The organism is Brevundimonas vesicularis NBRC 12165 (assembly GCF_001592205.1).
GTDB lineage: Bacteria > Pseudomonadota > Alphaproteobacteria > Caulobacterales > Caulobacteraceae > Brevundimonas > Brevundimonas vesicularis.
Map to the genome: position 1 here is coordinate 23,264 of NZ_BCWM01000005.1, position 20,978 is coordinate 44,241.

General features: G+C 67.2%; 21 protein-coding genes. 6 read left to right on the forward strand and 15 right to left on the reverse strand.

The features are described from left to right. Positions 1 to 206 precede the first annotated feature (206 nt). Complete coding sequence (locus BVE01S_RS05130) at positions 207 to 2,042, reverse strand: DUF885 domain-containing protein (protein WP_066625094.1); 1,836 nt, start codon at positions 2,040 to 2,042, stop codon at positions 207 to 209. Positions 2,043 to 2,232: 190 nt separating this feature from the next. Here BVE01S_RS05130 and BVE01S_RS05135 point away from each other — a divergent pair, with 190 nt between their 5' ends. After that, positions 2,233 to 2,370 (forward strand): entericidin A/B family lipoprotein, encoded by a 138-nt coding sequence (locus BVE01S_RS05135; protein ID WP_039247129.1) that lies wholly within the window; start codon positions 2,233 to 2,235, stop codon positions 2,368 to 2,370. A 105-nt stretch (positions 2,371 to 2,475) separates the two neighbouring features. Further along, positions 2,476 to 2,868, forward strand: a complete 393-nt coding sequence (locus tag BVE01S_RS05140) for a YidB family protein (protein WP_066625102.1) — start codon at positions 2,476 to 2,478, stop codon at positions 2,866 to 2,868. A gap of 4 nt (positions 2,869 to 2,872) precedes the next feature. Here the strand turns inward: BVE01S_RS05140 and BVE01S_RS05145 are convergent, their stop codons facing one another. The 7 genes from BVE01S_RS05145 to trxA all read right to left on the reverse strand — a co-directional run bounded on the left by BVE01S_RS05145 (position 2,873) and on the right by trxA (position 10,918). Further along, positions 2,873 to 4,639: an AmpG family muropeptide MFS transporter gene (locus tag BVE01S_RS05145; protein WP_066625105.1), complete on the reverse strand. Its 1,767-nt coding sequence runs from the start codon at positions 4,637 to 4,639 to the stop codon at positions 2,873 to 2,875. Positions 4,640 to 4,682: 43 nt separating this feature from the next. After that, positions 4,683 to 6,221, reverse strand: a complete 1,539-nt coding sequence (locus tag BVE01S_RS05150) for a response regulator (protein ID WP_066625108.1) — start codon at positions 6,219 to 6,221, stop codon at positions 4,683 to 4,685. Between the two features lie 73 nt (positions 6,222 to 6,294). Then, positions 6,295 to 7,911 (reverse strand): YifB family Mg chelatase-like AAA ATPase, encoded by a 1,617-nt coding sequence (locus BVE01S_RS05155; RefSeq protein WP_066625111.1) that lies wholly within the window; start codon positions 7,909 to 7,911, stop codon positions 6,295 to 6,297. Positions 7,912 to 7,971: 60 nt separating this feature from the next. Continuing rightward, the gene (gene gshB, locus BVE01S_RS05160) at positions 7,972 to 8,928 is read right to left on the reverse strand and encodes a glutathione synthase (protein WP_066625114.1); all 957 of its coding nucleotides are present in this window, start codon (positions 8,926 to 8,928) and stop codon (positions 7,972 to 7,974) included. 90 nt (positions 8,929 to 9,018) lie between these two features. After that, complete coding sequence (locus BVE01S_RS05165) at positions 9,019 to 9,213, reverse strand: Trm112 family protein (RefSeq protein ID WP_055754657.1); 195 nt, start codon at positions 9,211 to 9,213, stop codon at positions 9,019 to 9,021. Between the two features lie 75 nt (positions 9,214 to 9,288). Next, entirely contained in the window at positions 9,289 to 9,945 is a 657-nt protein-coding gene (locus BVE01S_RS05170) for an LON peptidase substrate-binding domain-containing protein (RefSeq protein ID WP_026108391.1), read from the reverse strand. A gap of 55 nt (positions 9,946 to 10,000) precedes the next feature. Then, positions 10,001 to 10,918, reverse strand: coding sequence for a thioredoxin (gene trxA / locus BVE01S_RS05175; protein WP_066625116.1), 918 nt, complete (start codon positions 10,916 to 10,918; stop codon positions 10,001 to 10,003). 351 nt (positions 10,919 to 11,269) lie between these two features. On the opposite strand from trxA, the gene BVE01S_RS05180 reads away from it, so the two are divergent. Beyond that, on the forward strand, positions 11,270 to 11,767 hold the full coding sequence (locus tag BVE01S_RS05180) for a hypothetical protein (protein ID WP_066625118.1): 498 nt from the start codon (positions 11,270 to 11,272) through the stop codon (positions 11,765 to 11,767). A 15-nt stretch (positions 11,768 to 11,782) separates the two neighbouring features. Here the strand turns inward: BVE01S_RS05180 and BVE01S_RS05185 are convergent, their stop codons facing one another. After that, positions 11,783 to 12,298 carry a prolyl-tRNA synthetase associated domain-containing protein gene (locus tag BVE01S_RS05185; RefSeq protein ID WP_066625120.1) on the reverse strand — a complete coding sequence of 172 codons (516 nt, stop codon included), beginning with the start codon at positions 12,296 to 12,298 and terminating at the stop codon, positions 11,783 to 11,785. A 37-nt stretch (positions 12,299 to 12,335) separates the two neighbouring features. On the opposite strand from BVE01S_RS05185, the gene BVE01S_RS05190 reads away from it, so the two are divergent. Next, positions 12,336 to 13,103, forward strand: coding sequence for a DUF6065 family protein (locus BVE01S_RS05190; RefSeq protein WP_240612040.1), 768 nt, complete (start codon positions 12,336 to 12,338; stop codon positions 13,101 to 13,103). Between the two features lie 43 nt (positions 13,104 to 13,146). On the opposite strand, the gene BVE01S_RS05195 is transcribed toward BVE01S_RS05190, so the two are convergent. From BVE01S_RS05195 to BVE01S_RS05220, 6 genes are all read right to left on the reverse strand, one after another. Further along, positions 13,147 to 13,719, reverse strand: coding sequence for a CC0125/CC1285 family lipoprotein (locus tag BVE01S_RS05195; protein WP_026108394.1), 573 nt, complete (start codon positions 13,717 to 13,719; stop codon positions 13,147 to 13,149). A 99-nt stretch (positions 13,720 to 13,818) separates the two neighbouring features. After that, positions 13,819 to 14,451, reverse strand: coding sequence for a LysE family translocator (locus BVE01S_RS05200; RefSeq protein ID WP_045810913.1), 633 nt, complete (start codon positions 14,449 to 14,451; stop codon positions 13,819 to 13,821). 196 nt (positions 14,452 to 14,647) lie between these two features. After that, entirely contained in the window at positions 14,648 to 15,280 is a 633-nt protein-coding gene (locus tag BVE01S_RS05205) for a hypothetical protein (RefSeq protein ID WP_066625122.1), read from the reverse strand. A gap of 80 nt (positions 15,281 to 15,360) precedes the next feature. After that, positions 15,361 to 15,816, reverse strand: coding sequence for a hypothetical protein (locus BVE01S_RS05210; protein ID WP_066625130.1), 456 nt, complete (start codon positions 15,814 to 15,816; stop codon positions 15,361 to 15,363). Positions 15,817 to 15,895: 79 nt separating this feature from the next. Further along, positions 15,896 to 16,669, reverse strand: a complete 774-nt coding sequence (locus BVE01S_RS05215; RefSeq protein WP_174523844.1) for a metallophosphoesterase family protein — start codon at positions 16,667 to 16,669, stop codon at positions 15,896 to 15,898. 13 nt (positions 16,670 to 16,682) lie between these two features. Beyond that, on the reverse strand, positions 16,683 to 17,471 hold the full coding sequence (locus tag BVE01S_RS05220; protein WP_055754649.1) for a nucleotidyltransferase family protein: 789 nt from the start codon (positions 17,469 to 17,471) through the stop codon (positions 16,683 to 16,685). Positions 17,472 to 17,603: 132 nt separating this feature from the next. Here BVE01S_RS05220 and BVE01S_RS05225 point away from each other — a divergent pair, with 132 nt between their 5' ends. Together BVE01S_RS05225 and BVE01S_RS05230 are read left to right on the forward strand one after the other, a co-directional pair. Next, a complete protein-coding gene (locus BVE01S_RS05225; protein ID WP_244878356.1) occupies positions 17,604 to 19,727 on the forward strand; it encodes a response regulator in 2,124 nt (707 codons plus the stop codon). Positions 19,728 to 19,895: 168 nt separating this feature from the next. Then, positions 19,896 to 20,945, forward strand: a complete 1,050-nt coding sequence (locus BVE01S_RS05230) for a ribonucleotide-diphosphate reductase subunit beta (RefSeq protein ID WP_066625135.1) — start codon at positions 19,896 to 19,898, stop codon at positions 20,943 to 20,945. The last annotated feature ends 33 nt before the right edge of the window (positions 20,946 to 20,978 follow it).

A 20,978-nucleotide genomic window follows, 5' to 3' on the forward strand; every position in this document is an offset into this window, starting at 1 on the left:
TACACACAAAGTCGCAAAAATCCGACTCCAGACCTCTCCCTCCCCGCTCCGGGGAGGGTGGCTGAGCGCAGCGAAGCCGGGTGGGGGCGGCGAGGCGATGTCGTCGGCAATACCGTCCGGCATCAGCAAGTGCGTCCTTGTCGGGCCGTCCCCACCCTGTCGCTTCGCGACATCCCTCCCCGGCGCGGGGAGGGAGAAGAGCGTGCTTACACCTGCGGCGCCCCGCCGCCCGCCGCGATCCAGCTGTCCACCTGATCCTCCAGCACGTCCAGCGGCACCGAGCCGGAGCCCAGCACGACCGCATGAAAGTCCTTGATGTCGAACCGGTCGCCCAAGGCCGTCCTGGCCCGGTCGCGCAGTTCCTCGATCTTCAGCTCACCGATCTTGTAGCTGGTCGCCTGGCCCGGGTTGGTGATGTAGCGCTCGACTTCCTTTTCGATGTCGCGCTCGGACAGCAGGGAGTTCTGGCGGAAATAGTCCATCGCCTGTTCGCGGCTCCAGCGCTTGGCGTGCAGGCCGGTGTCGGTCACCAGACGCACCGCGCGCCACAGCTCGGTTGAGAGCCGGCCGAAGTCGGAATAGGGGTCCTGATAGAAGCCCATCTCCTTGCCCAACTGTTCGGCGTACAGTCCCCACCCTTCCGCATAGGCGCCGTAGCCGCCGAACCGACGGAAGCGCGGCAGGCCCTCGATCTCCTGCGCATAGGCGATCTGGAAGTGGTGGCCCGGCGCGCCCTCGTGATAGCTGATGCCCTCGATCTGGGGCTTCAGCACCTGGGTCATGTCCGACAGATTGACGTAGTAGATGCCCGGCCGTGATCCGTCCGGCGCCGGCGAGTTGTAGAAGGCGATCGAGGCCGTCGCCTCGCGGAACGGCTCCACCGCCCGCACCTCCAGCGCCGCCTTGGGCAGTGTCGAGAACCACTGCGGCGCCGCCGCCATCACCTGGGCGATGAAGCCGCGGGCGTCGGTCAGATACTGCTCCTTGCCCTCGGGCGTATTCGGATACTGGAACCGTGGATTCGTCTTCAGGAAGGTGAAGAACGCCTGCAGCGAGCCGGTGAAGCCGACCTGGGTCTTGATTGTCTCCATCTCGGCCTGGATGCGGGCGACCTCGGCCAGACCGATCTGATGGATCTGGTCGGCGGTCAGGTCGGTGGTGGTCGAGAGCCGGAGCCGGGCGTTGTAATAGGCCTCGCCCTGCGGCAGGCGCCACACGCCCGCATCGCTGTCCGCCTTGGGCTGCACCTCGGCCAGCGCCGTCAGCACGGTCTCGAACCCGGCCTTGTAGGGTCCGATCAGCGCCGCGCGGCCTTCCGATAGCAGCCGGTCCTTCGTCGCCTGATCCGTCTCCAGCGCCGCGACCTTCTTGTTGAAGTCGGCCCAGACCGGATTGTCCGCCCCATCGTCGAACGGCGCGCCGGTGATGACGTTGCGGGTGTTGGCGATGGACGGGGCGAAGACGAAGCGCGGCGAGACGACGCCCGCCGCCGCGCGCTGACGCAGTTCGTCGGCCACCTGATCCATCTGCGTCTCGGCGGCCTTGATCCGCGCGACATAGGCCTCGGCGTCGGCCACGCTGGAGACCCGGTGGTTGTTGATCAGAAAGACCGGCAGGCTGGTGGTCGGATTGCCGTTGGCGGCGAACTGAAAGCCCCAGTCGCGCCACTGGTTCGACAGTCGCGCCTGGTGGACGCCATATTCGAACATCCGCCACGACAGCGCTGCCTGCGGCCCCAGCTTCTGCGGATCGAACTGGGCCTTCATCTGCGCCAGCTGCGCCTCCTGAAGCGCCAGGGCCCGGTCGGCGGCGGCGTCCGACACGTCGTCCAGCTTGTCGTAGTCGGTCTTGATGCCCAGCGAGGTCATTTGCTGCGGGCTCAGCGCGATCCGCGCCTGGAAGGCCTGCTCAAAGAAGGCGTTCAGCCGCGCGTCCTCGCTTTCGGCCGCGGCTGTCTGTGCGGGAGCGGAGGTTTGCGCCAGCGCGGGCGCGGCGGACAGTACCGCCATCATGGCGGCGGACGAGATCAGAAGACGACGCATGAACAACCCCTCGTGAAACAGGGGCGCACCTTCGGGGCCGCGTGCGCGCGGCGCAAGGGATCAATGACGCCGCCGTTGCGGCGATCCGACACGTCTAAAGCAAAATTTTCGATACGGCGTCGCTTGATGCAACCCAAGCCCAGGGTCGGCGTTTCGACGAAACTTGACCATACCAATAAGGGTTCACACCATGCGCAAGATCATCACCCTGTCCATCGTCGCCGCCGCTCTGGCCGTGTCGGCCTGCAACACCATTGCCGGCGCCGGCCGCGACGTCTCGGCCGCCGGTTCGGCCGTCACGCAAGGCGCGAACGACGCCAAGAACTAAGGCTTCTTCAAAGCCGATGTTGAAAAGGCCCGCCGAATCCCGGCGGGCCTTTCTCGTATCCCTCGCACGACGGTGTTATGGTGCGCCATCATTCGGGAGACGGCGATGGGCTTTCTGGACAATGTGGTGAAGGGTCTCAGCGACGACGCCGCAGGCGGTCTGAGCGACCTGCTCAAGGGTCAGGGCGGCGTCGGCGGACTGGCCGAGAAGTTCGGTCAGGCGGGCCTGGGCGATGTGATCGGCTCCTGGGTCGGCACGGGGCCGAACGCCAACATCTCGCCCGAGCAGATCACGGCCGTCCTCGGCCACGGCCCCATCGCCGACATCGCCGCCAAGATGGGCGTGACCCCCGAACAGGCCGGCGAGACCCTGGCCGGTCTTCTGCCCGAAGCCATCGACCGCCTGACCCCCGGCGGTCAGATCGACGGCGCCGACGACCTGCTTGGCAAACTGCCGGGCGGCCTGGGCGACATGATCGGCGGCTTCCTGAAGCGCTGAAGCCTCAGGACGGCTGGCCCTCGGTCGCCGCGATCGCAGCCTCCTCTTCCAACGCGGCCTTCTGGCGCGCCTGCAAGGCGGTTTGCTTGCTGGCCACGATGAAGGCCAAGACGATGGCGAACACGCCGATGATCGTCGAATAGAGGAAGAAGACGACGTAGCCCGCGCCCAGCGCCGCCGGCGTCACGCCGCTCGTCGCCGCTCCCGCCGCCAAGGACCCTTCGGGCAATCGCGCGAACAGCGGCCGCAAACCCGCGAACGGTCCTGTCCCCTCCGCAGCCCGCGCCGACGCCTCGACGATCCGGCCAGACTGCGATGCGATAAGCTTGCCCGGGAGCGCATAGAGCGAACTGAACAGGGCGTATTGCGTCGCGGTGAAACCAATCGACGTCAGGCTGGACATATAAGCGATCAGGGCTGTGCCGGCGTAGCCTGTGGCGACATTGTCCACCCCGATGGCGACGGTCAGAGCCGGCACGCTGGGGCCCTGGGTCGCCAGCCAGGCGAAGACCAGGTTGGAAACCGGGCTCATGAAGGCGCCGATGACCATGGTGCGGATCAGGCCCAGCTTGGCCACCGACCAGCCGCCGACGAAGACGCCCAGGGTGGTCATGACCACGCCAAACACCTTTCGCACCTCGGCCAGTTCCGTCTTGGAGAACCCAAGATCCAGATAGAAGGGGTTCATGATGTTCAGCACGAAATCGGCCAGGCGATAGACGCAGATCAGCGCCAGGATCAGCGTGGCGACACCCGCGAACCGCTTGTAAAAGTCCACCACGGGTTCGCCGAACGACCCTGCCAGATAGGCTCCAGGGCGGGTCTTGACCCCAGGCACGGGCCAACACGCCAGTACCATCACCGCCAGACCAAGGAAGACCAGACCGACCTGCAGATAGACGCCCTCGGGCTTGGCCGAGAGGGCCGACGCCACCGCCGCCTTGCCTTCCGCGCCCAGGCCGAACAATCCAAACAGCGCATTCAGCGGGCCCGACTGGCCGGTCAGGCCCGACCCCAGCACCATCGCCGCCACACCGATAATGGCCAAGCGCACGATCCATTCGATCACCTCGAAGCCAGGGCGAGACGGCACGTCACCGACCGGGATGGCGCGGATGGAATGGGCCTTTTCCCGCGGGGCAAACAGAACGCCGGCGATTCCGAAGCCCATCAGAGCGGCCATCACGGCGTAGGACAGGTTCCAGTTATAGAGATCAGCCAGGACCAGCGGCACGGCGCCCGCGACGATCATGGCGACCCGGTAGCCCATCTGATAAGCAGCGGCCATCGCGCCATGCCGGCTGTCGTCGGCGGCCTCGATGCGCCAGGCGTCGATGACGATGTCCTGTGTCGCCCCGAAAAAGCCGACCAGGGCGGCAAATCCAGCCACTGCGATCAGGGCGTTGGCGGGGTTCAGCGTCGAGATCGACCACAGGCCGAACACGATCACGGCCTGCGTCACCAGCATCCAGGCGCGGCGATGACCCAACAGCCGCGTCAGTCCGGGCACGGACGTCCGGTCGATCAGCGGCGCCCAGACGAACTTCAGCGAATAGGACAGGGTGGCCAGGGCAAAGAAGCCGATCACTTCCAGCGTCTGGCCGCTTTCGCGAAGCCAGGCGGACAGGGTGTCGAAGATCAGCAGGTTCGGCAGGCCCGCCGAGAAACCCAGCAACAGCATGATGAAGACGCGCCGCTCGCCATAGACGGCGAGGCCGCCGAAACGGCCGGCGGGCTTGCCGTTGGCGGGAGAATGGGCTTGGTCGGTCATGCACGGCTCCGGCGCGGCGGCCGGAAACGCGGGCGCCTGTAATTCAGCCGACCTTGGCGCGGATGTCGCGCTTCGTCCAGCGCGCCAGCGCGGCGCGCAGGGCCTCGGCGTCCAGCGGCTTGACGATATGGTCGTCCATGCCGGCTTCCAGACAGGCGCGGCGGTCCTCGGCGAAGGCGTTGGCGGTCAGGGCCAGGATCGGCGTCGTGTCGCCCGCCGCGCGGATGGCGCGGGCGGCGGCGGGGCCGTCCATGCCGGGCATCCGCATGTCCATGAAGACCACGTCGTATCGCGCGCGTTTCAGCGCCGCGACGGCTTCGTCGCCGGTGGCGGCCGTCTCGACGGTGCAGCCCTCGCGGCGCAACAGGGTGCGGGCCAGAAGCGCGCCGACGGGATTGTCCTCGGCCAGCAGGACGCGGATGCCTGCGAACTGAACGGGGGCGACGCGGTCGTCTTCGATCGGGGCGGCGCAGTGGGCGCTGGACTTGTCAGGCGTCTCGGCGCCGACGGCGGCCAGGACGCGCTCGGCCAGGGACGCGCGACGCAACGGTTTGATCAGATAGCCGTGGAAGCCGACGGCGCGATAGCGGGCGATCAGATCCCGCTCGGCCGGTTTCAGCAGGACGATGCCGCGACCGCTCGAAGGCAGGGCCGCCAGCGCGCCCGCCGGGGCGTCGGCGTGATCGACCAGAGTAACCGGGGCCGCATCCGCCACGACGCCGCCCGAGGCCTCGATCTGGGCGCGAGCCGCCGACAGGACAAACGGATCGACGGCGCGCACCGCGACCGTCTGGCCGCGCAACGGCTTGTCGCGCGCCACGGCGACCGCGGCGAAGGCGGCCTCGAAGCGGAAGCGGGCGCCCCCGCCGGTGGCGGCGCCGTCGGGCCGGCTTTCGACCTTCACCGAGCCGTCCATGGCGGCGGCCAGTTTACGCACGACCGCCAGACCCAGGCCGGCGCCATCCTGACGGACCGCGTCGGAACTGTCGGCGTGGCCGAATTCCTCGAAGATCCGTGTGCGCGCCTCGGGCGCGACGCCGGGGCCGGTGTCGTCGACCAGGAAGGCCAGACGCGGCCGCGCCGCGCTGCCGCCGACGCGCTCGACCGAAATGCGCACGCCGCCGGTTTCGGTGAACTTCACGGCGTTGCCTGCCAGGTTGAAAAGCACCTGACGCAGCCGGCCTTCATCCGCCAGCACGTCGGGCGCGTCGGCGGCGACCGACCAGACGATCTCCAACCCCTTGTCGTGGGCGCGCGGGCTCAGCAACTCGGCGACGCCGCGCACCAGACCTTCCAGATCGACGGGCGCCAGGTCGAACTCCAGCGCCCCGGCCTCCAGCCGCGCGTAATCCAGCAGGTCGTTGACCAGACCCAGCAGATGTTCGGCCGACTGACGCGCGTTCTCGGCATAGGCGCGCTGGGCGCCGTCCAGCCGGGTGCGTTGCAACAGATTGATCATGCCGATGACGCCGTTCAGCGGCGTGCGCATCTCGTGGCTCATCAGCCGCAGGAACTGCTGGGCGGGGTCGACAGGCGCGCTCGTGCGCTCCTCAATCCGCTTCGTCGCCGTCCGTCGCGTCATGGCCGTCTCCCCCACGAGACAGAGCCTAAAGACCGACGGTTAAGGATGTCTCCACCATGCCACGATGGCCGTTTCACGCGCGCAGGAAGGGCGTCTGCTCGTCATCACCCTCGCGCAGGCCAAACCCTTCATGGCGCTGCGCCACACGGCGATCGAAGTCCGCCTCAGCGCCGATGGTGGTGCGGCGGTAGATCAAGGCTTCGGCGATGTGGCGACGCAGAACGCCGGTGCTGCCGTCCAGGTCGGCGATGGTGCGCGCCAGACGCAGGGTGCGTGTCCAGCCGCGCGCGGTCAGGCCGCCGGCCTCGCCCGCCCGCATCAGCAGCATCCGCCCCGCCTCGTCCGGCGTGGCGAACCGATCCAGCGTGCCGCCGGAGGCGCGGGCGTTCAGGCCTTGGGCGGCGTCCAGCCCCGCTTCGCGCACCCGGTCCTCCTGCATGGCGCGGGCGGTCGCGACGCGCGCCCGGGCCTCGGCCGTGCCCTCGGCGGGCGGGGGCAGGGCCATGTCGGCGGCGGTGACCGGCGGCGTCTCGACCGTCAGGTCGATGCGGTCGAACATCGGACCCGAGACGCGGTTCTGATAGTCGCGCTGACAACGCGGGGCCTTGCCGCACGCGCCGCGTCCGGCGCCGCCCATGCCGCAGCGACACGGGTTCATCGCCGCAACGAGCTGGAACCGCGCGGGATAGCGGATGTGGGCGTTGGCGCGAGCGACCACGATCTCGCCGGTCTCCAGCGGAGCCCGCAGGGAATCCAGGGCTTGGGCCGAGTATTCCGGCAGCTCGTCAAGGAACAGCACGCCATTGTGCGCCAGCGACGCCTCGCCGGGCTTGGCGCGCAGGCCGCCGCCGGTCAGGGCCGCCATCGACGCGGAATGGTGCGGGCTGCGGAACGGGCGATCGCGGGTCAGGGCGCCGCGTTCGATCAGGCCGGCGACCGACCAGACCATCGAGGTCTCCAGCAACTCCTGCGAGGTCAGGGGCGGCAAGAGGCCCGGCAGCCGCTGTGCCATCATCGACTTGCCCGACCCCGGCGGGCCGATGAAGAGCAGGTTGTGGCCGCCGGCCGCCGCGATCTCCAGCGCGCGCTTGGCGCTTTCCTGACCCTTGACCTCGCGCAGGTCGGGCACGGCCTTGCCGTCCGCCAGCGGTCCGGGCTCGGGCGCGCGCAGAACCTGGGTTCCCTTGAAATGGTTGACCAGGCTGATCAGCGAGCGCGGCGCGAGGATGCGGGCGCCGCCGGCCCAGGCCGCCTCCGGTCCCGTCGCCTCGGGGCAGATCAGACCCAGGCCCATGGCGTCGGCGGCGACGGCGGCGGGCAGGGCGCCGCCGACCCGCGCGATCTGGCCGTCCAGCCCCAGCTCGCCGATGGCGGCCCAGCCGTCGAGCGCATCGGGCGCGATCACCCCCATGGCCGCCATCAAAGCCAGGGCGATGGGCAGGTCGAAATGGCTGCCCTCCTTGGGCAGGTCGGCCGGCGCCAGGTTGGCGATGATCCGCTTGGCGGGCAGGGCCAGACCGATGCCGGCGAAGGCCCCGCGCACCCGCTCCTTGCTTTCGGCCACCGCCTTGTCCGGCAGGCCCACGATGTTGAAGATGGTCGGCCCGTCATTGCCGATCAACTGGACCTCGACGTCCACGCGCCGGGCTTCCACCCCGTCAAAGGCGACCGTGACAACCCGCGCGACCATGTCGTTCTCCCACCTGAACGAGAGAACGAACCATGAACTGAAATCTAATTCAAGTGGCGATCACGCAACCTGTGCGGCGCATTTGGCCTCGATGGCGTCCCACATCAGGGCCGTGGCGTCGATGCCGGTGAAGGCCTTCAGCTGCTGGGCGCCGGTGGGGGAGGTGACGTTGATCTCGGTCAGATAGTCGCCGATCACATCGATGCCGACGAAGATCAGGCCGCGTTCCCTCAGCGTCGGGCCGATGGCGGCGCAGATTTCCAGGTCGCGCGGCGTCAGCTCGACCGGCATGGCCGTGCCGCCGACATGCAGGTTCGAGCGTACCGCCCCCGCCGCCGGGACGCGGTTGATGGCGCCGACGGGCTCGCCGTCGATCAGCAGGATGCGCTTGTCGCCCTTCGAGACCGCGGGAATGAACTTCTGGATCACCAGCGGATCGCGGCTGCCCGCGGCATGGATCTCGATCAGGGCGTCCAGGTTGGGATCGTCGGCGCGCAGCTTGATCACGCCCGAACCGCCATTGCCGTGCAGGGGCTTCAGGACCACCTCGCCGTGCTTCTTGTGGAAGGCGTCCAGAGCGACGGGGTCGGCCGAGATCAGGGTCGGCGGTTGCAGGCCGGGGAAGGCGGTGACCATCAGCTTTTCGGGGGCCGATCGCACCTGCGCTGGGTCGTTGACCACCAGGGTCCGAGGATGCACCGTCTCCAGCAGATAGGTGGCCGTGACATAGGCCATGTCGAACGGCGGATCCTGGCGCATCAGGATTACGTCCACGTCCTCAGCCAGATCCAGCTTTTCCCAGTCGCCGAAGTCGACGTGGTTGCCGACCTCGCGCCGCACGGTGATCGGGCGGGCGCGGCAATAGAGCCGGCCCTCTTCCAGCGCCAGGGTGCGGAAGTCATAGACCCACTGTTTGTGACCGCGCGCCTGCGCCGTCTCGGCCATCAGGAAAGTGGTGTCCCCGGCGATGTCGACGGCCTCGATCGGGTCCATCTGAATGGCGACTCTGAGGGTCATTGTTCTTGGGCCTATCGCGCGTTGCGCTACTTGAGGCCCGTTGGGCGCGCCGCGCTCCGGGCCAGTGAATGTTCGGTGTCGGTGCGGCGCTCAGTCGAGCTGACGCGCTTCCTCGGCCAGCATGATCGGCACGCCTTCGCGGATCGGATAGGCCAGTTTGGCGCCCGCCGAGATCAACTCGTTGGCGTCGCGGTCGTAGGTCAGCTTGCCGCGCGTGACGGGGCAGACCAGCACCTCCAGCAGGCGGGGATCGACGGAGACCGGGGTGTTGAAGGCGTCACTCATTTTTCTTGGCCTATCGCGCTGGCGCTAGTTGAGAGCTCTTTAGGGGGCTACCGCGCTTTGCGCTACTTGAGCCCGTCATTGCATGGACGGCGCGGCGTCGTCACCGCCGTCGGCGGCGTCGATGCGCATCAGGGCCGTCAGGGCCTCGGCGCGGGGCATCAGGCCCATGGCCTCCAGCAGAGCCTGCTTCTCCGCGGGTTCGAACGGCAGGGCCATCGACAGGCTGTTGACCAGGGCCTCCATCGGCGCCGTCTCGGCTGTCTCCCAATCGATGTCCAGGAGCCGGTGCGCCATATAGGCGCGCAAGGCGTCGAGGAAGGCGTCGCGGTCGAAGTCCGGCTCCTCAGGCGGGGAGACGAGATCGTCCTCATAGGCCTCGAACGCCGCGCGGACCTGGCGATAGGGGGTCTTGGACGGCATTTCGGCGGCGATGCGGAAGCGCGACACGCCGGTCAGGGTGATCAGATAGCGCCCGTCGGAGGTCTCGGCGAAACTGGTGATCCGACCGGCGCAGCCGACCGGCGACAGGCCAGGCAGAGCGGGCGTGCCGCCCTTGGGCTGGACCAGACCGATGATCCGGTCGCCGGCCATGGCGTCGTCCACCATGTTCAGATAGCGCGGCTCGAAGATGTTCAGCGGCAGCTGCCCGCGCGGCAGCAGGATGGTCCCGCCCAGCGGGAACACCGGGATCACCTGAGGCAGGTCGAGGGCGCGCACATAGCCTTGAGGCATCACTTCTCCTGAGGCCTACCGCGCTTCGCGCTGCTTGAGGCCCGCTTGTTCTGGATCACGAAAACAGAATGGACGACAGGCGGCGACGACCATCCTTGGACACGTCCGAGGTCAGCCCCGCAGCGTCGAAGATGACCAGGAGCTGTTTGCGGGCCGCCTGATCGTTCCACTCGCGGTCGGCCTGGATGATGGCCAGCAAATTGTCGACCGCGCCCTTGAAGTCGCCGGCCGCGCTCTGGGCCTCGGCTAGGTCGAAACGCGCCTGATGATCGTTCGGATCGGCGTCGACCTTGGCCTCAAGTTCGGCCGAGGCGCTCGCCAAATCGCCGGTGGGGGTTTTAGACGCCAAGGCCAGTTGGGCGCGCACGCTCTGGACCGCCGGCTCCTTGGAGTCCTGCGGCGCCATGGCGATGGTCTGGGCCGCCTGTTCGGGGTCGCCGCCCGCCAGATAGACCCGCGCCATGCCGGCGATGGCCTTCTCGTTCTCAGGCTCGATCGACAGGACGTGGGCGAAGGCCTGGGCCGCGCCGCCGAAGTCGTTCAGCCCCAGCGATTCCTCGCCCAGCTCCAGCAGCTGCGCCGTCTCGGTCGAGCCGCCCTGACCGCCGGTCAGCTTGTCGATGAAGGCCTTGATCTGGCTGTCGGGAATGGCGCCCTGGAAGCCGTCGACTGGCTGGCCGTTGACGAAGGCGTAGACGGTCGGGATCGACTGCACCCGCAGCTGACCCGCATAGGCCGGGTTGGCGTCCACATCGATCTTGACCATCTTCACCGCCCCCTTGGCGGCGCGCACGGCCTTCTCCAGCGCCGGGCCCAGGGTCCGGCACGGCCCGCACCAGGTTGCCCAGAAGTCGACGATGACCGGCTGATGCTTGGACGCCTCGATCACGTCGGTCATGAAGGAGGCGTCGGTGCCCTCCTTGATCAGGTCGCCGGCGGCGTCGGGGGTCAGGGTCGGGTCGAGCAGGGTCATGGGCGAGGTCCGCGCAGAGATCGGTCAGGTTCAACGGTTCAGATGGCGTCGGGATGCGTCGGCATCAAGCCGGGAAAAGGTCACGCCGGGATTTCAGACGGTGGTCATGAAAAACACCGTCTAATTCGTCTAATTCGTCTGACTTCCCCCGCCGCTCGTCTGCCTCATTGTGCCCGACTTTGCGAGATGGGGCCTGTGCGGCAAGGTTCAAGCGGTTGGCGATGACGATGGTGTAAACGCAACGCTGCCGCGTCCCTCGCGACATTCCCGAAGTCCAACAGGATAGGTGCCGCGACCGCTTCGGCATCGCCGCTAACCTGTCTTCAAGCAAGCCTGCCGTATTCAGGTTGAATGCTGGACAACCAAAACAGCCCCATCAAAAAGCCGCTGCCGCTGGCGGAGCGCGCCGCCGGTCGCAGGGTGCGCTTTGGTGAGGTGGTGTCGAACGCCCTCGGCAATGATCGGAGGGTCTTGGCGGCCGCCTTCGCGCCCGTCGACACAAAACGCAGCCTATCGGAGGGCATCGAAGGCGGAAGCACAGCCGTTATTCCCTTGGGCATGGTTCACGGCTTCTTGGCCTTCGTCGCGCTCTTCACGGGCGACTGGTCCAGTCTGGTCGTGCATGGGGTGCTGACGGGATTTGTGATCCTGGCCTATTACGCCATCGTGTATGGACGCACGATCTGGCCGATCTGTTTTGTCCTCGCCTGGCTCGTGGTGGAAATCACCTGCGGCCGGTGGCTGTTCGACTACAGAATGGGCGGTAGCTATATGAACATCTTCGCCCTGCCGGTCGCGATCCTTGGCGTACGGGCGGCGTGGAGAAGGGCGCGCCTGGCCAAGATGTAATTTCGCGCAATCGGTTCAAGCGCCCATCGCTTCGAAATCCACCACCACCGGCTCCCGCCCCAGCAGCGCCAGCACGCGCCGGAAGGCCGACTGATCCAGGGCGGTGGTCGCCGTATTGGTCAGGGGGTGGAAGTTGACGATGTCGGCGTCCCACAGGCGCCGGTCCAAGACGAAGGTGACGCGGCGGTCGATGTCGTTGATCAGGCCCAGCGCCGTGACCGAGCCGGGGCGGACGCCCAGGGTTTCGAACATCAACTGCTCGTTTCCGAACGACAAGCGGCCCGAGCCCATGGCGGCCGCCGCGCGCTTCAGGTCGATCACCGTGTCCTGACGCGCCGAGATCAGCCACAGCCGGCCTTTGTGATCCTTCAGGAACAGGTTCTTGGTGTGGGCGCCCGGCAGGTCGGCCTTGAGGTCCAGCCCTTCCTCGACCCGAAAGACGGCCGGGTGGTCGTGGGTCACGTGATCCACGCCGTTCGCCTTCAGCCAGACGGTCAGGGTCTCGCGGTCGAAAGCGGGTGCGTCAGTCATGGTTGAGCCGTCGGGTTTCGGGCGTTAGGAAATGGTCATGGTCGATACCGTCAACACGCGCCCGCTGGAACTGGAATGCTATCCGATGACGGCCCGGCCGCCGGACCTGGTGCCCGGCCGCCAGTCGCGCAACTGGATGGACGCCTTCATCAGCCGCCACCCCTATCGCTGCCTGCCGCTGAACATGGCCAACACCACGGGGTGGGAGATCCTGTGCCCGTTCGGCTTCTCGGCCGAGTGGAACGGCGGTCCGCGCCAGGAAGACATCGTCATCACGCCGGATCGGCCCCAGCACGATCTGGCCCATTTCGTCACCTCGCACTTCTCGCGCGGGGTGCTGACCATGCATCCGCAATATCTGTTCCGCACGCCGCCCGGCTGGGGGATGATGTGTTCGGGGTCGCCCAACCATGTGAAGGACGGCATTCAGCCGCTGGTCGGATTGATCGAGACGGACTGGCTGCCCTTCCCCTTCACGATGAACTGGATCTTCACCCGGCCGGGACGGATCACCTTCGAGAAGGGCGAACCCTTCTGCTTCATCAATCTGATCGAGCACAAGAAGGTCGAGCAGTTCCAGCCGATCATCCGCACGCTGGAATCCAACCCGGTGATGAAGGGCCAGTTCGAGGCCTGGAACCGCGCCCGTACCGACTTCAACCAGCGTCTGGCCGGCGGCGATCCGGATGCGGCCAAGGAGGCCTGGCAGCGCTACTACTTTAAGGGCGAGGTGCCGGAAGATATGGGCACGGCGCCGGCGACCCACTCCAATAAACGCCGGCTGAAGTCGCCGCGGGTGGGATGAAAGAAAAAGCCCCTCTCCACGCCGTGGAGAGGGGCTTTCAGCATCAGGCCGCCGGGCGGGTGACCTGCGGACCCAGGTTCTGGATCACCTCGCGAGCGTCGAAGGCGTTGGGGTCGTTGGCGGGTTTGGGGCCGCGACCCAGGACGATTTCGGCATTGGCCTCGAAGCGGTCGACCTGACGGACGTCGAAGTCATTGACGCCCCACGGGCCGTAACGGTCCCATGGGCTCCAGAAGCCGCTGCGGTAGTAGCGCCACGACGGACCCCAGTAGGGGCTGTAGAAGCGGTTATAGCCCGAATAGAAGGGGTCGGGCGTGCCGACGAAGCGCGTGTCGCGGTCGGTGGCGCGGTTGACGGTGGAGAACCAGTCGTAACCGCTCTCGACCGTCAGTTCGGCCGAGCGCAGCAGCAGCGACTGTTCGACCTGTTCGCGCGAGGTCAGCGAATTGCCCGAGAAGCTGACCCGGAAACGATTGTTCTCCAGGCGCTGCTCGGCATAGCCGCCACGCTGGCCGTTGAAGCCTGCGGGTTGATACGGGGTGGCGGTGGCGCAGGCCGCCAGGGCCAGACCGGCGGCGACGGTCACCGCTAGGGTCTTCAGGGGGAGGGTTTTCATGACATCAAACTCCTTGATCGCCCATTCGGGCGCTCTGACGGCTGAACGGAGCATGAACGAAGGCGTTCCCGACCACTGTATGACGAAGCGTCGCGGCGTCTAGAGCCGAAGAACGATCAGCACGGCGGCGACCATCAGCAGTAGGCCGACGAAGACGCCGAAGCCTTTGCGAAAGCGCGGTTGCTGCATGCGGCGCGACAGGGCGGCGCCGGACAGGGCGTAGGTGCTCATCGAAACCATATCCATGCCGATGGCCGCCATGGCGAACATCGCCATCTGCGGCGCGACCGGCCGGTTCACGTCGATGAAGGGCGGCAGGACGGCGGTGAAGAACAGGATGGCCTTGGGGTTGGCGATCTGGACGGCGAACCCGTCGATCAGGGCGCTGCGGCCTTTCTTGACGACGACCTCGTCGGGATCGGCGGCGGTGGCGAAGGCGCCGCGCAGCGCCTTGATCCCCAGCCAGGCCACATAGAGCGCGCCCAGGACGGCGATGACCTTGAAGGCGGCGGGGAAGGCCTTGACCAAGGCGCCCAGACCCAGGGCCGCGGCGCCGAACCACACCAGCGTCGCGGCGTTCATGCCCAAGACGCCGATCAGGGCCGAGGCGCGGCCCTTTTCAACGCCGGTCGCGACGGCGAACAGGTTGGCGGGGCCGGGCGTGATCGCCATCACCGCCATGACGCCGAGAAAGGTCGAATAGAGGTGCGGATCGACGGGCAGGGCGGGCATGCGGCGCGATGTCGCTGCTTAGTCGGGCGCGGTCAAGGCGCTCTGTCTCCTGCCCGCGTCGCGGGGAGGTGGCGCGGCGCATCTTGCGCCGTGACGGAGGGGTTCTTCACCCATTCATCGGCGTCCGTAGGGATCAAAGAGCCCCTCCACCGCAGCGCGGTCCCCCTCCCCATTTCATGGGGAGGAGACGCGGATGTTAGGCGGCCGGGCGCGCGGGCGGCGCCGGCGGTTCGGGGGCTTCCGGGGCCTCGGGCGCCTCGGGAACCTCGGCGGCCGCTTCGTCCTCGACGACGGCGTCGGCGGCCTGGTCCAAGGCGTATTGGGCGACCAGGCTGTAGGTCTCCATCTGCTCGGGCGTCGGATTGGTCCAGGCGCTGTTGCGGGCGATGCCTTCTGCGGTGACGACGCCCTTCTGCATTCCCTCTTCCATCGCCTGTTTGACCTCGGGGTCATTCAGGGCGTCGGCGACGATGGCGTCGACGTCGATGTCCTTCAGGGCCTGGGCGGCCATTTCGGTGGCGTGTTTCGTGGTCTCGGCGGTGAAGGCGGCGACATCGGGCGCATAGTCCGACCACAGGGTGGCGATGCGACGGCCGCGTTCGGCCTCGCTCAGGCTCTCGTCTTCGGAAATCGCCTCGGCGCGTTCGCCAAAGGTCTCCATGCGCGCTTCGAAGGCCTCGGCGGCGGCTTCCATCCGGGCTTCGGCGGCTTCAGCGGAAGCCGGAGCCGGAGCCGGAGCCGGCGTGGGCGCAGGCCCCGGGGTCTGCGCCAGGGCGGAGGACACGGGCGCGAGCGCAAGGGCGGCGGTCAGGCTGAACAGGCGGATCATGGGACGGCTCCCGTTGAATGACCCGCGCAAACTCCGCCCTCAGCCGCCCCGTCTCAAGTGAAATCGCGGTAAGGCTTGGCTTACTGCGGCGTCGCCGGCGCAGAGGCGGCAGGGGCTGCAACAGCGGCGTCGATCTTGCCTCGGACATCAGCAGGGATGCCCTTGATCTGCTGGATCGCAGGCGCGAGTTGTTCGGGCGTCGCCTGGCCGCTGCTGACGGCGAACGTCTGAACGTCTTCGGCGAAGGCGTCGACCTGGGGCTGATATTTGGCTTGGATGGCGTCCAGGTCGGCTTTGGCCTTGGTCTTGTCGGCCTGGGCTGCGGCGGCCTGCATCTCGCTGGCCATCGTCTCCATGACCTGGCCGAAGGCTTCCGCCTTGGCCTCGAAGGCGGCTTCCTCGGGGCTGTCCGCCTCTTCGGCCGGTTCAGGCGCCGGAGCGGCCTGCGGCGCAGGGGCGGCGGCCTGACCGGCGGCGAAGGCGGGGGTGGTCAGGGCCAGGACGGCGACGGCCGCGGCGGAAGACAGAAGGCGCATCGGAAACTCCACGATGGGCCGCCTTGCGGCCCCGAACGAGGCTGCATCCCAGCCCCGGCCGCACCCTCCTACAGTCCGGTCAGATTTCAAAGACCCGATAAGGCTTGTCGCCCAAGGTCTTCAGCACCGGCAGGGCGACATTATAGACGGGCGTGCCCTTGGTGGTGCGTCCCTCCGGTCCGCCGCGATGGGCGTGGCCGTGAACGACCAGTCGGACGTTGTCGTAGCGGTCGATGGTCTCGGCCAGACGCGACGAACCCAGGAAGGCGTGGATTTCGGGCGGCTCGCCCATCACCGTCTCGACCACGGGCGCATAGTGCAGCAGCACGACCGAGCGTTCGGTGCGCAGCATGCGGATCGAGTTCTCGATCAGATTGGCGTCCTCGACCGCCTCCTGCACGAAGCGCTTGATCGAGGCCTCGCCAAACGAGGAGAGCATGTAACGGCCGAAGCCGCCGACGAACCCCTTGCCGCCCGCAAAGCCGACGCCGTCGATCTCATAGGCCTCGCCGGTCAGCATCTTAACCCCGGCGTCGGTCAGCATCTTGGTGACGACCTCGGGCTGGCCGCATTCGTGCTCGTGATTGCCCAGCACGCCGACCATCGGGATCTTGCACAGCTTGAGGTCCTCAAGCAGCCGCTCGACCTCGGGCGTCTTGCCGTAATTGGTCAGGTCGCCGCACAGGCACAGGACATCGGCGTCGTCAGCCACCCGCTCGAACAGGTCGCGATAGCGATGCTCGGTGGTCTCGCCGACATGAAGGTCGCCGACGGCGGCGACGCGCAGCGTCTTGGCGGGGCCGGGCTCCAGGCCGGGTTGGGTCGTCTGGGAATCGGAGACGGCGTCAGTCATGGCGGCTTACCTTTCAGTGGCCCAGGTTGACGGGGTCGTGGCGTTCCTCCAGCCCCTTGCCCACCACGTCGCCGAAGCCCCATTCGGCGACGTCGGCGACATAGTCGCGCGGGCTGAACAGGCGGCCGCGACAGACCTTCACGCGCGGCGCCGGCAGATCGATCTGGGCCGTCAGTCGCTGGACCAACTCTTCCATCAGCCAGCGCGGAATCCGGTCGCGCTCGGTGGGATAGGCGAAGCGGAAGTTCAGCAGATGCGCCGCCAGCACCTCCCAATAGAGGTCCATCTGGTCCAGCAGGCTCTTCCAGTCGATGGCGTCGGACTGTTTCAGGATGACGTGGTTCACGTCGGCCCCGTCGTAGCGATAGCGGTCCTGAATGAAGACCTTGGACAGGATCAAGGCCGTGGGCGGGGTGATCTGGACCTGATGGCCGTAGACGGTGATCCGGTCCTCGCTGAACCAGCTGTCGGACACGGCGATGGTGCCGTTGGACATGGCGAAGATGACGTCGAAGAAGTGTTTCTCGTCCTTCCAGACCTTGGCGATCCAGCGCTCGTCCTCGACGTCGGTGCGGTAGCCGTGCTTCTGGAAGAAGGCCAGGATGCGGGGGTAGTCGCCAGGCTTGCAGAAGACGTCCAAATCCTTGGTCGGACGCCGGATGCCGGTGTAGGCCGTGACCGCATAGGTGCCCGACAGCAGGAAGGGGATGCCGCTCTCCTTGAGCAGGCGCAGGCTCTCTTCATAGAAGGCCAGGGCGTCCGCCGGCGGCTCGAAGGTCGGTTCGGCGATCACGTCTGACATCGGCTGGGGCCCTTTGCTGGCAAGGGCGAGTAAACGGCGACGCTGAACGGCGGTTCCGCAATCCTACCTAGGTGGGCCGCTACGGGATCCTTAACCCCTGCGTGTCACTGTTCCGTCATGGGACTGAAGTGGGTGAACGCAGAAGGCGGGCGCTGGCGGTTTTTCCGTCACGAGGCCGGCCGCGCGGCTGGGCCGTCGCCCTACGCCTATGTGGCATTGTTCGCCCTGTGTCTGTCGGTCGCTCAGTGGAGCATGCATGCCTTCGGCGCCACGGTTCTGTGGCCCGCCAATGCGGTGCTTCTGGCCGCCGTCCTTCAGCTTCATCGTCGCCAGGCCATCGGCGTCATGCTCGCCTGCGCCGCCATCAACCTGGCCAGCAACATCGTACGCGGCGATCCCGGCGTGATGATGTTCACCAATGTCGCCCTGAACCTGACGCAGGTCTGCATCGCGGCCGTGTTGGCGCGCCGTTTTTGCGGGGCCGCGCTGGATATGCGCCGGCCTTGGCGTCTGTTCCGTTTCGCCGTCTTCGCCGCCGTACCGGCGGTTTTGATCAGCACCCTGCTGGCGGGCGCGGTCGCGGTGCTGATGAGTTGGAAGGTGCCGGGCACGCTGGCGTTCCGGATGCACCACCTGTTCGACATGGAGCTGCTGGCGATGATGATCGTCACGCCGTCCCTGTTGCTGCTGGCGCGCAACCATCGTTTCAGGGACGACGCCCAGGCCACGATGACGGAGGCGGCCGCCCTGCTGGTTCTGGTCGGCGGCGTCACGCTGTGGGTGTTTACCCAGTCGTCGGCGCCGGTGATGTTCGCGGTGCTTCCGCCGTTGATTCTTCTGGCCTTCCGGCTCGGTCCGCCTACCACCGCCTGCGCGGTGGTGCTGGTCGCGGCCATCGGCGGCGCCGCCACGCTGGCCGGGCATGGGCCGGTCGTGCTGACCCGCCTGCCGCCCGATCCGGTTCTCGCCGCCCTGCCTGAGGTGATGCGCCAGATGAACGTGTTTCATCTGTTCCTGCTGTGCGTCGTCGGGTCTGTCCTGCCCATCACCACCCTGTCGACCGAGCGTCGGCGTCTGACGGCGCGTCTGCGGACGCGCACGGCGGCGGCGCTGGACGCCCTGGCCCGGGCCAGGCGCGCCGATGAGGCGAAGTCGCGCTTCCTGGCCTTGATGAGCCACGAAATGCGCACGCCCCTGACCGGGGTCACCGGCTATGCCGACCTGTTGTCGCGCTCCACCAGTCTGGACGCCGAGGGCCATCGGCAGGTCAATGCGGTGCGCCAGTGCGGCGAATCCATGCTGCGTCTGGTCGAGGACTTGCTGGAGATTTCGCGCGGAGGCGACGAGGTCGTGCTGAAGCCCGCCGATCTGCGCGCCCTGATCCAGGACGCCGTGGCGCCGGCGCGCGAGTGGGCCGAGATCCGCGGCCTGACGTTCGACCTGCACATTGCGCCGGAGGCCGAGGGCTGGGTGCTGACCGACATGCGGCGGCTTCGCCAGATTCTGCATCATCTGACTCTGAACGCCTCGAAATTCACCTCGCACGGGGGCGTGGGCGTCATGGTCGATCGGACCGATGACCGGCTGCGGATCGCCGTGTCGGACACCGGCTGCGGCATGGACGCCGAGACCCTGGCGGGCGTGTTCCGCCTGTTCGAACAGGCGGACGCCTCCACCAGCCGCGCGCATGAGGGGGCGGGCGTCGGTCTGGCCCTGGCCAAGAGCCATGCCGAGCGGCTTAACGGAACCATCGCCGTCGAAAGCGTCCAGTGGCAGGGTTCGACCTTCACCGTGGAGATCGAGGCGCCCATTGCGGCCCCAGTCGAGACGGACAGCGGCGCGCCGCTGGACAGCCGTCGTATGCGGGTGCTGATCGTCGACGACCACCCGGCCAATCGGGATCTGCTGCGCATCATGCTGCAGGCCGCCGACTGCGACACCGCCGAGGCCTGCGACGGGCGCGAGGCGGTGAACGCCGCCTCGGCCGAGGCTTTCGACCTGATCCTGATGGATGTGCGCATGCCGGTGATGGATGGCTTAGCCGCCACTCGCGCGATCCGCGCCCTGGCCGATCCCGCCAGCCGGACGCCGATCCTGGCGGTTACCGCCGAGGCCATGCCCGAAGACGCCGCACGGTGCCTGTCCGCCGGCATGGACGGCCATCTGGCCAAGCCGGTGACCCAGGCCAAGCTCTACGCCGCCATCGACGAGACGCTGAGCGCCGCCGCGTCTCGCCTGGACGCCCGAGCCGCCTAAGCCGTCGGGCTTCATCCCCAGGCCCGTCCCCAGGAATGTGCGGCACGGACACAACATCTAGCGGTCGCGATAAATTGTGATCGCAACATAGACCTATTTTGACTTGGCGCCGACGTCTTCAAATCGCATGGTGAACGCGTCTTCAGAATCGCCCTCAGGTCCAGTTCGATGAACGCCATCACTCCGATCATCCTCCCCGAGCGCGCCGGTCTTCTGACCCCGTCGGCCGCCTACAAGCCGTTCCGCTATCCGTGGGCGTTCGACATGTGGAAGAAGCAGCAGCAGGTCCACTGGATGCCCGAGGAGGTGCCGCTGGGCGAGGACGTCAAGGACTGGGCCTCCACCCTTAACGACGGCGAACGCAACCTGCTGACCCAAATCTTCCGCTTCTTCACCCAAGCGGACATCGAGGTTCAGGACAACTACATGGAACGCTACGGTCGGGTCTTCAAACCGACCGAGGTCAAGATGATGCTGGCCGCCTTCGGCAATATGGAGACGATCCATATCGCGGCCTACGCCCTGCTGCTCGAGACCATCGGCATGCCCGAGAGCGAGTTCGGCGCCTTCATGGAATACGAGGCCATGCGGGACAAGCACGACTACATGGGCCAGTTCGGGGTCGATTCCGACGCCGACATCTGCCGGACCCTGGCCATGTTCGGCGGCTTCTCGGAAGGCGTTCAGCTGTTCGCGTCCTTCGCCATGCTGATGAACTTCCCGCGCCAGAACAAGATGAAGGGCATGGGCCAGATCGTGTCCTGGTCGGTGCGCGACGAGAGCCTGCACTGCGAAGGCATCATCAAGCTGTATCACGCCTTCAACAAGGAGACGGGCGCCGTCACCAAGTCGGTCGCGGACGACATCGTCGACTGCTGCAAGACGGTGGTGAACATGGAGGACAAGTTCATCGACCTGGCCTTCGAGATGGGCTCGGTCCAGGGCATGACGCCGGACGACATCAAACAGTACATCCGCTTCATCGCCGACTGGCGCCTGCGTCAGCTGAAGCTGCCGGAAGTCTATGGGGTGACGGAAAACCCGCTGCCCTGGCTGCAGTCGCTGCTCAGCGGCGTCGAACACGCCAACTTCTTCGAGGCCCGCGCCACCGAATATTCCAAGGCGGCGACGCAAGGAAACTGGCACGGCGCCGACGGCGTCTGGACCGAGTTCGACCGCATGATGGCGCGCCGCGACATGAGCCTGGTCGCGGGCTGACACCCCGGCCGGTTCAGGCGTAGGCTCTGCCGA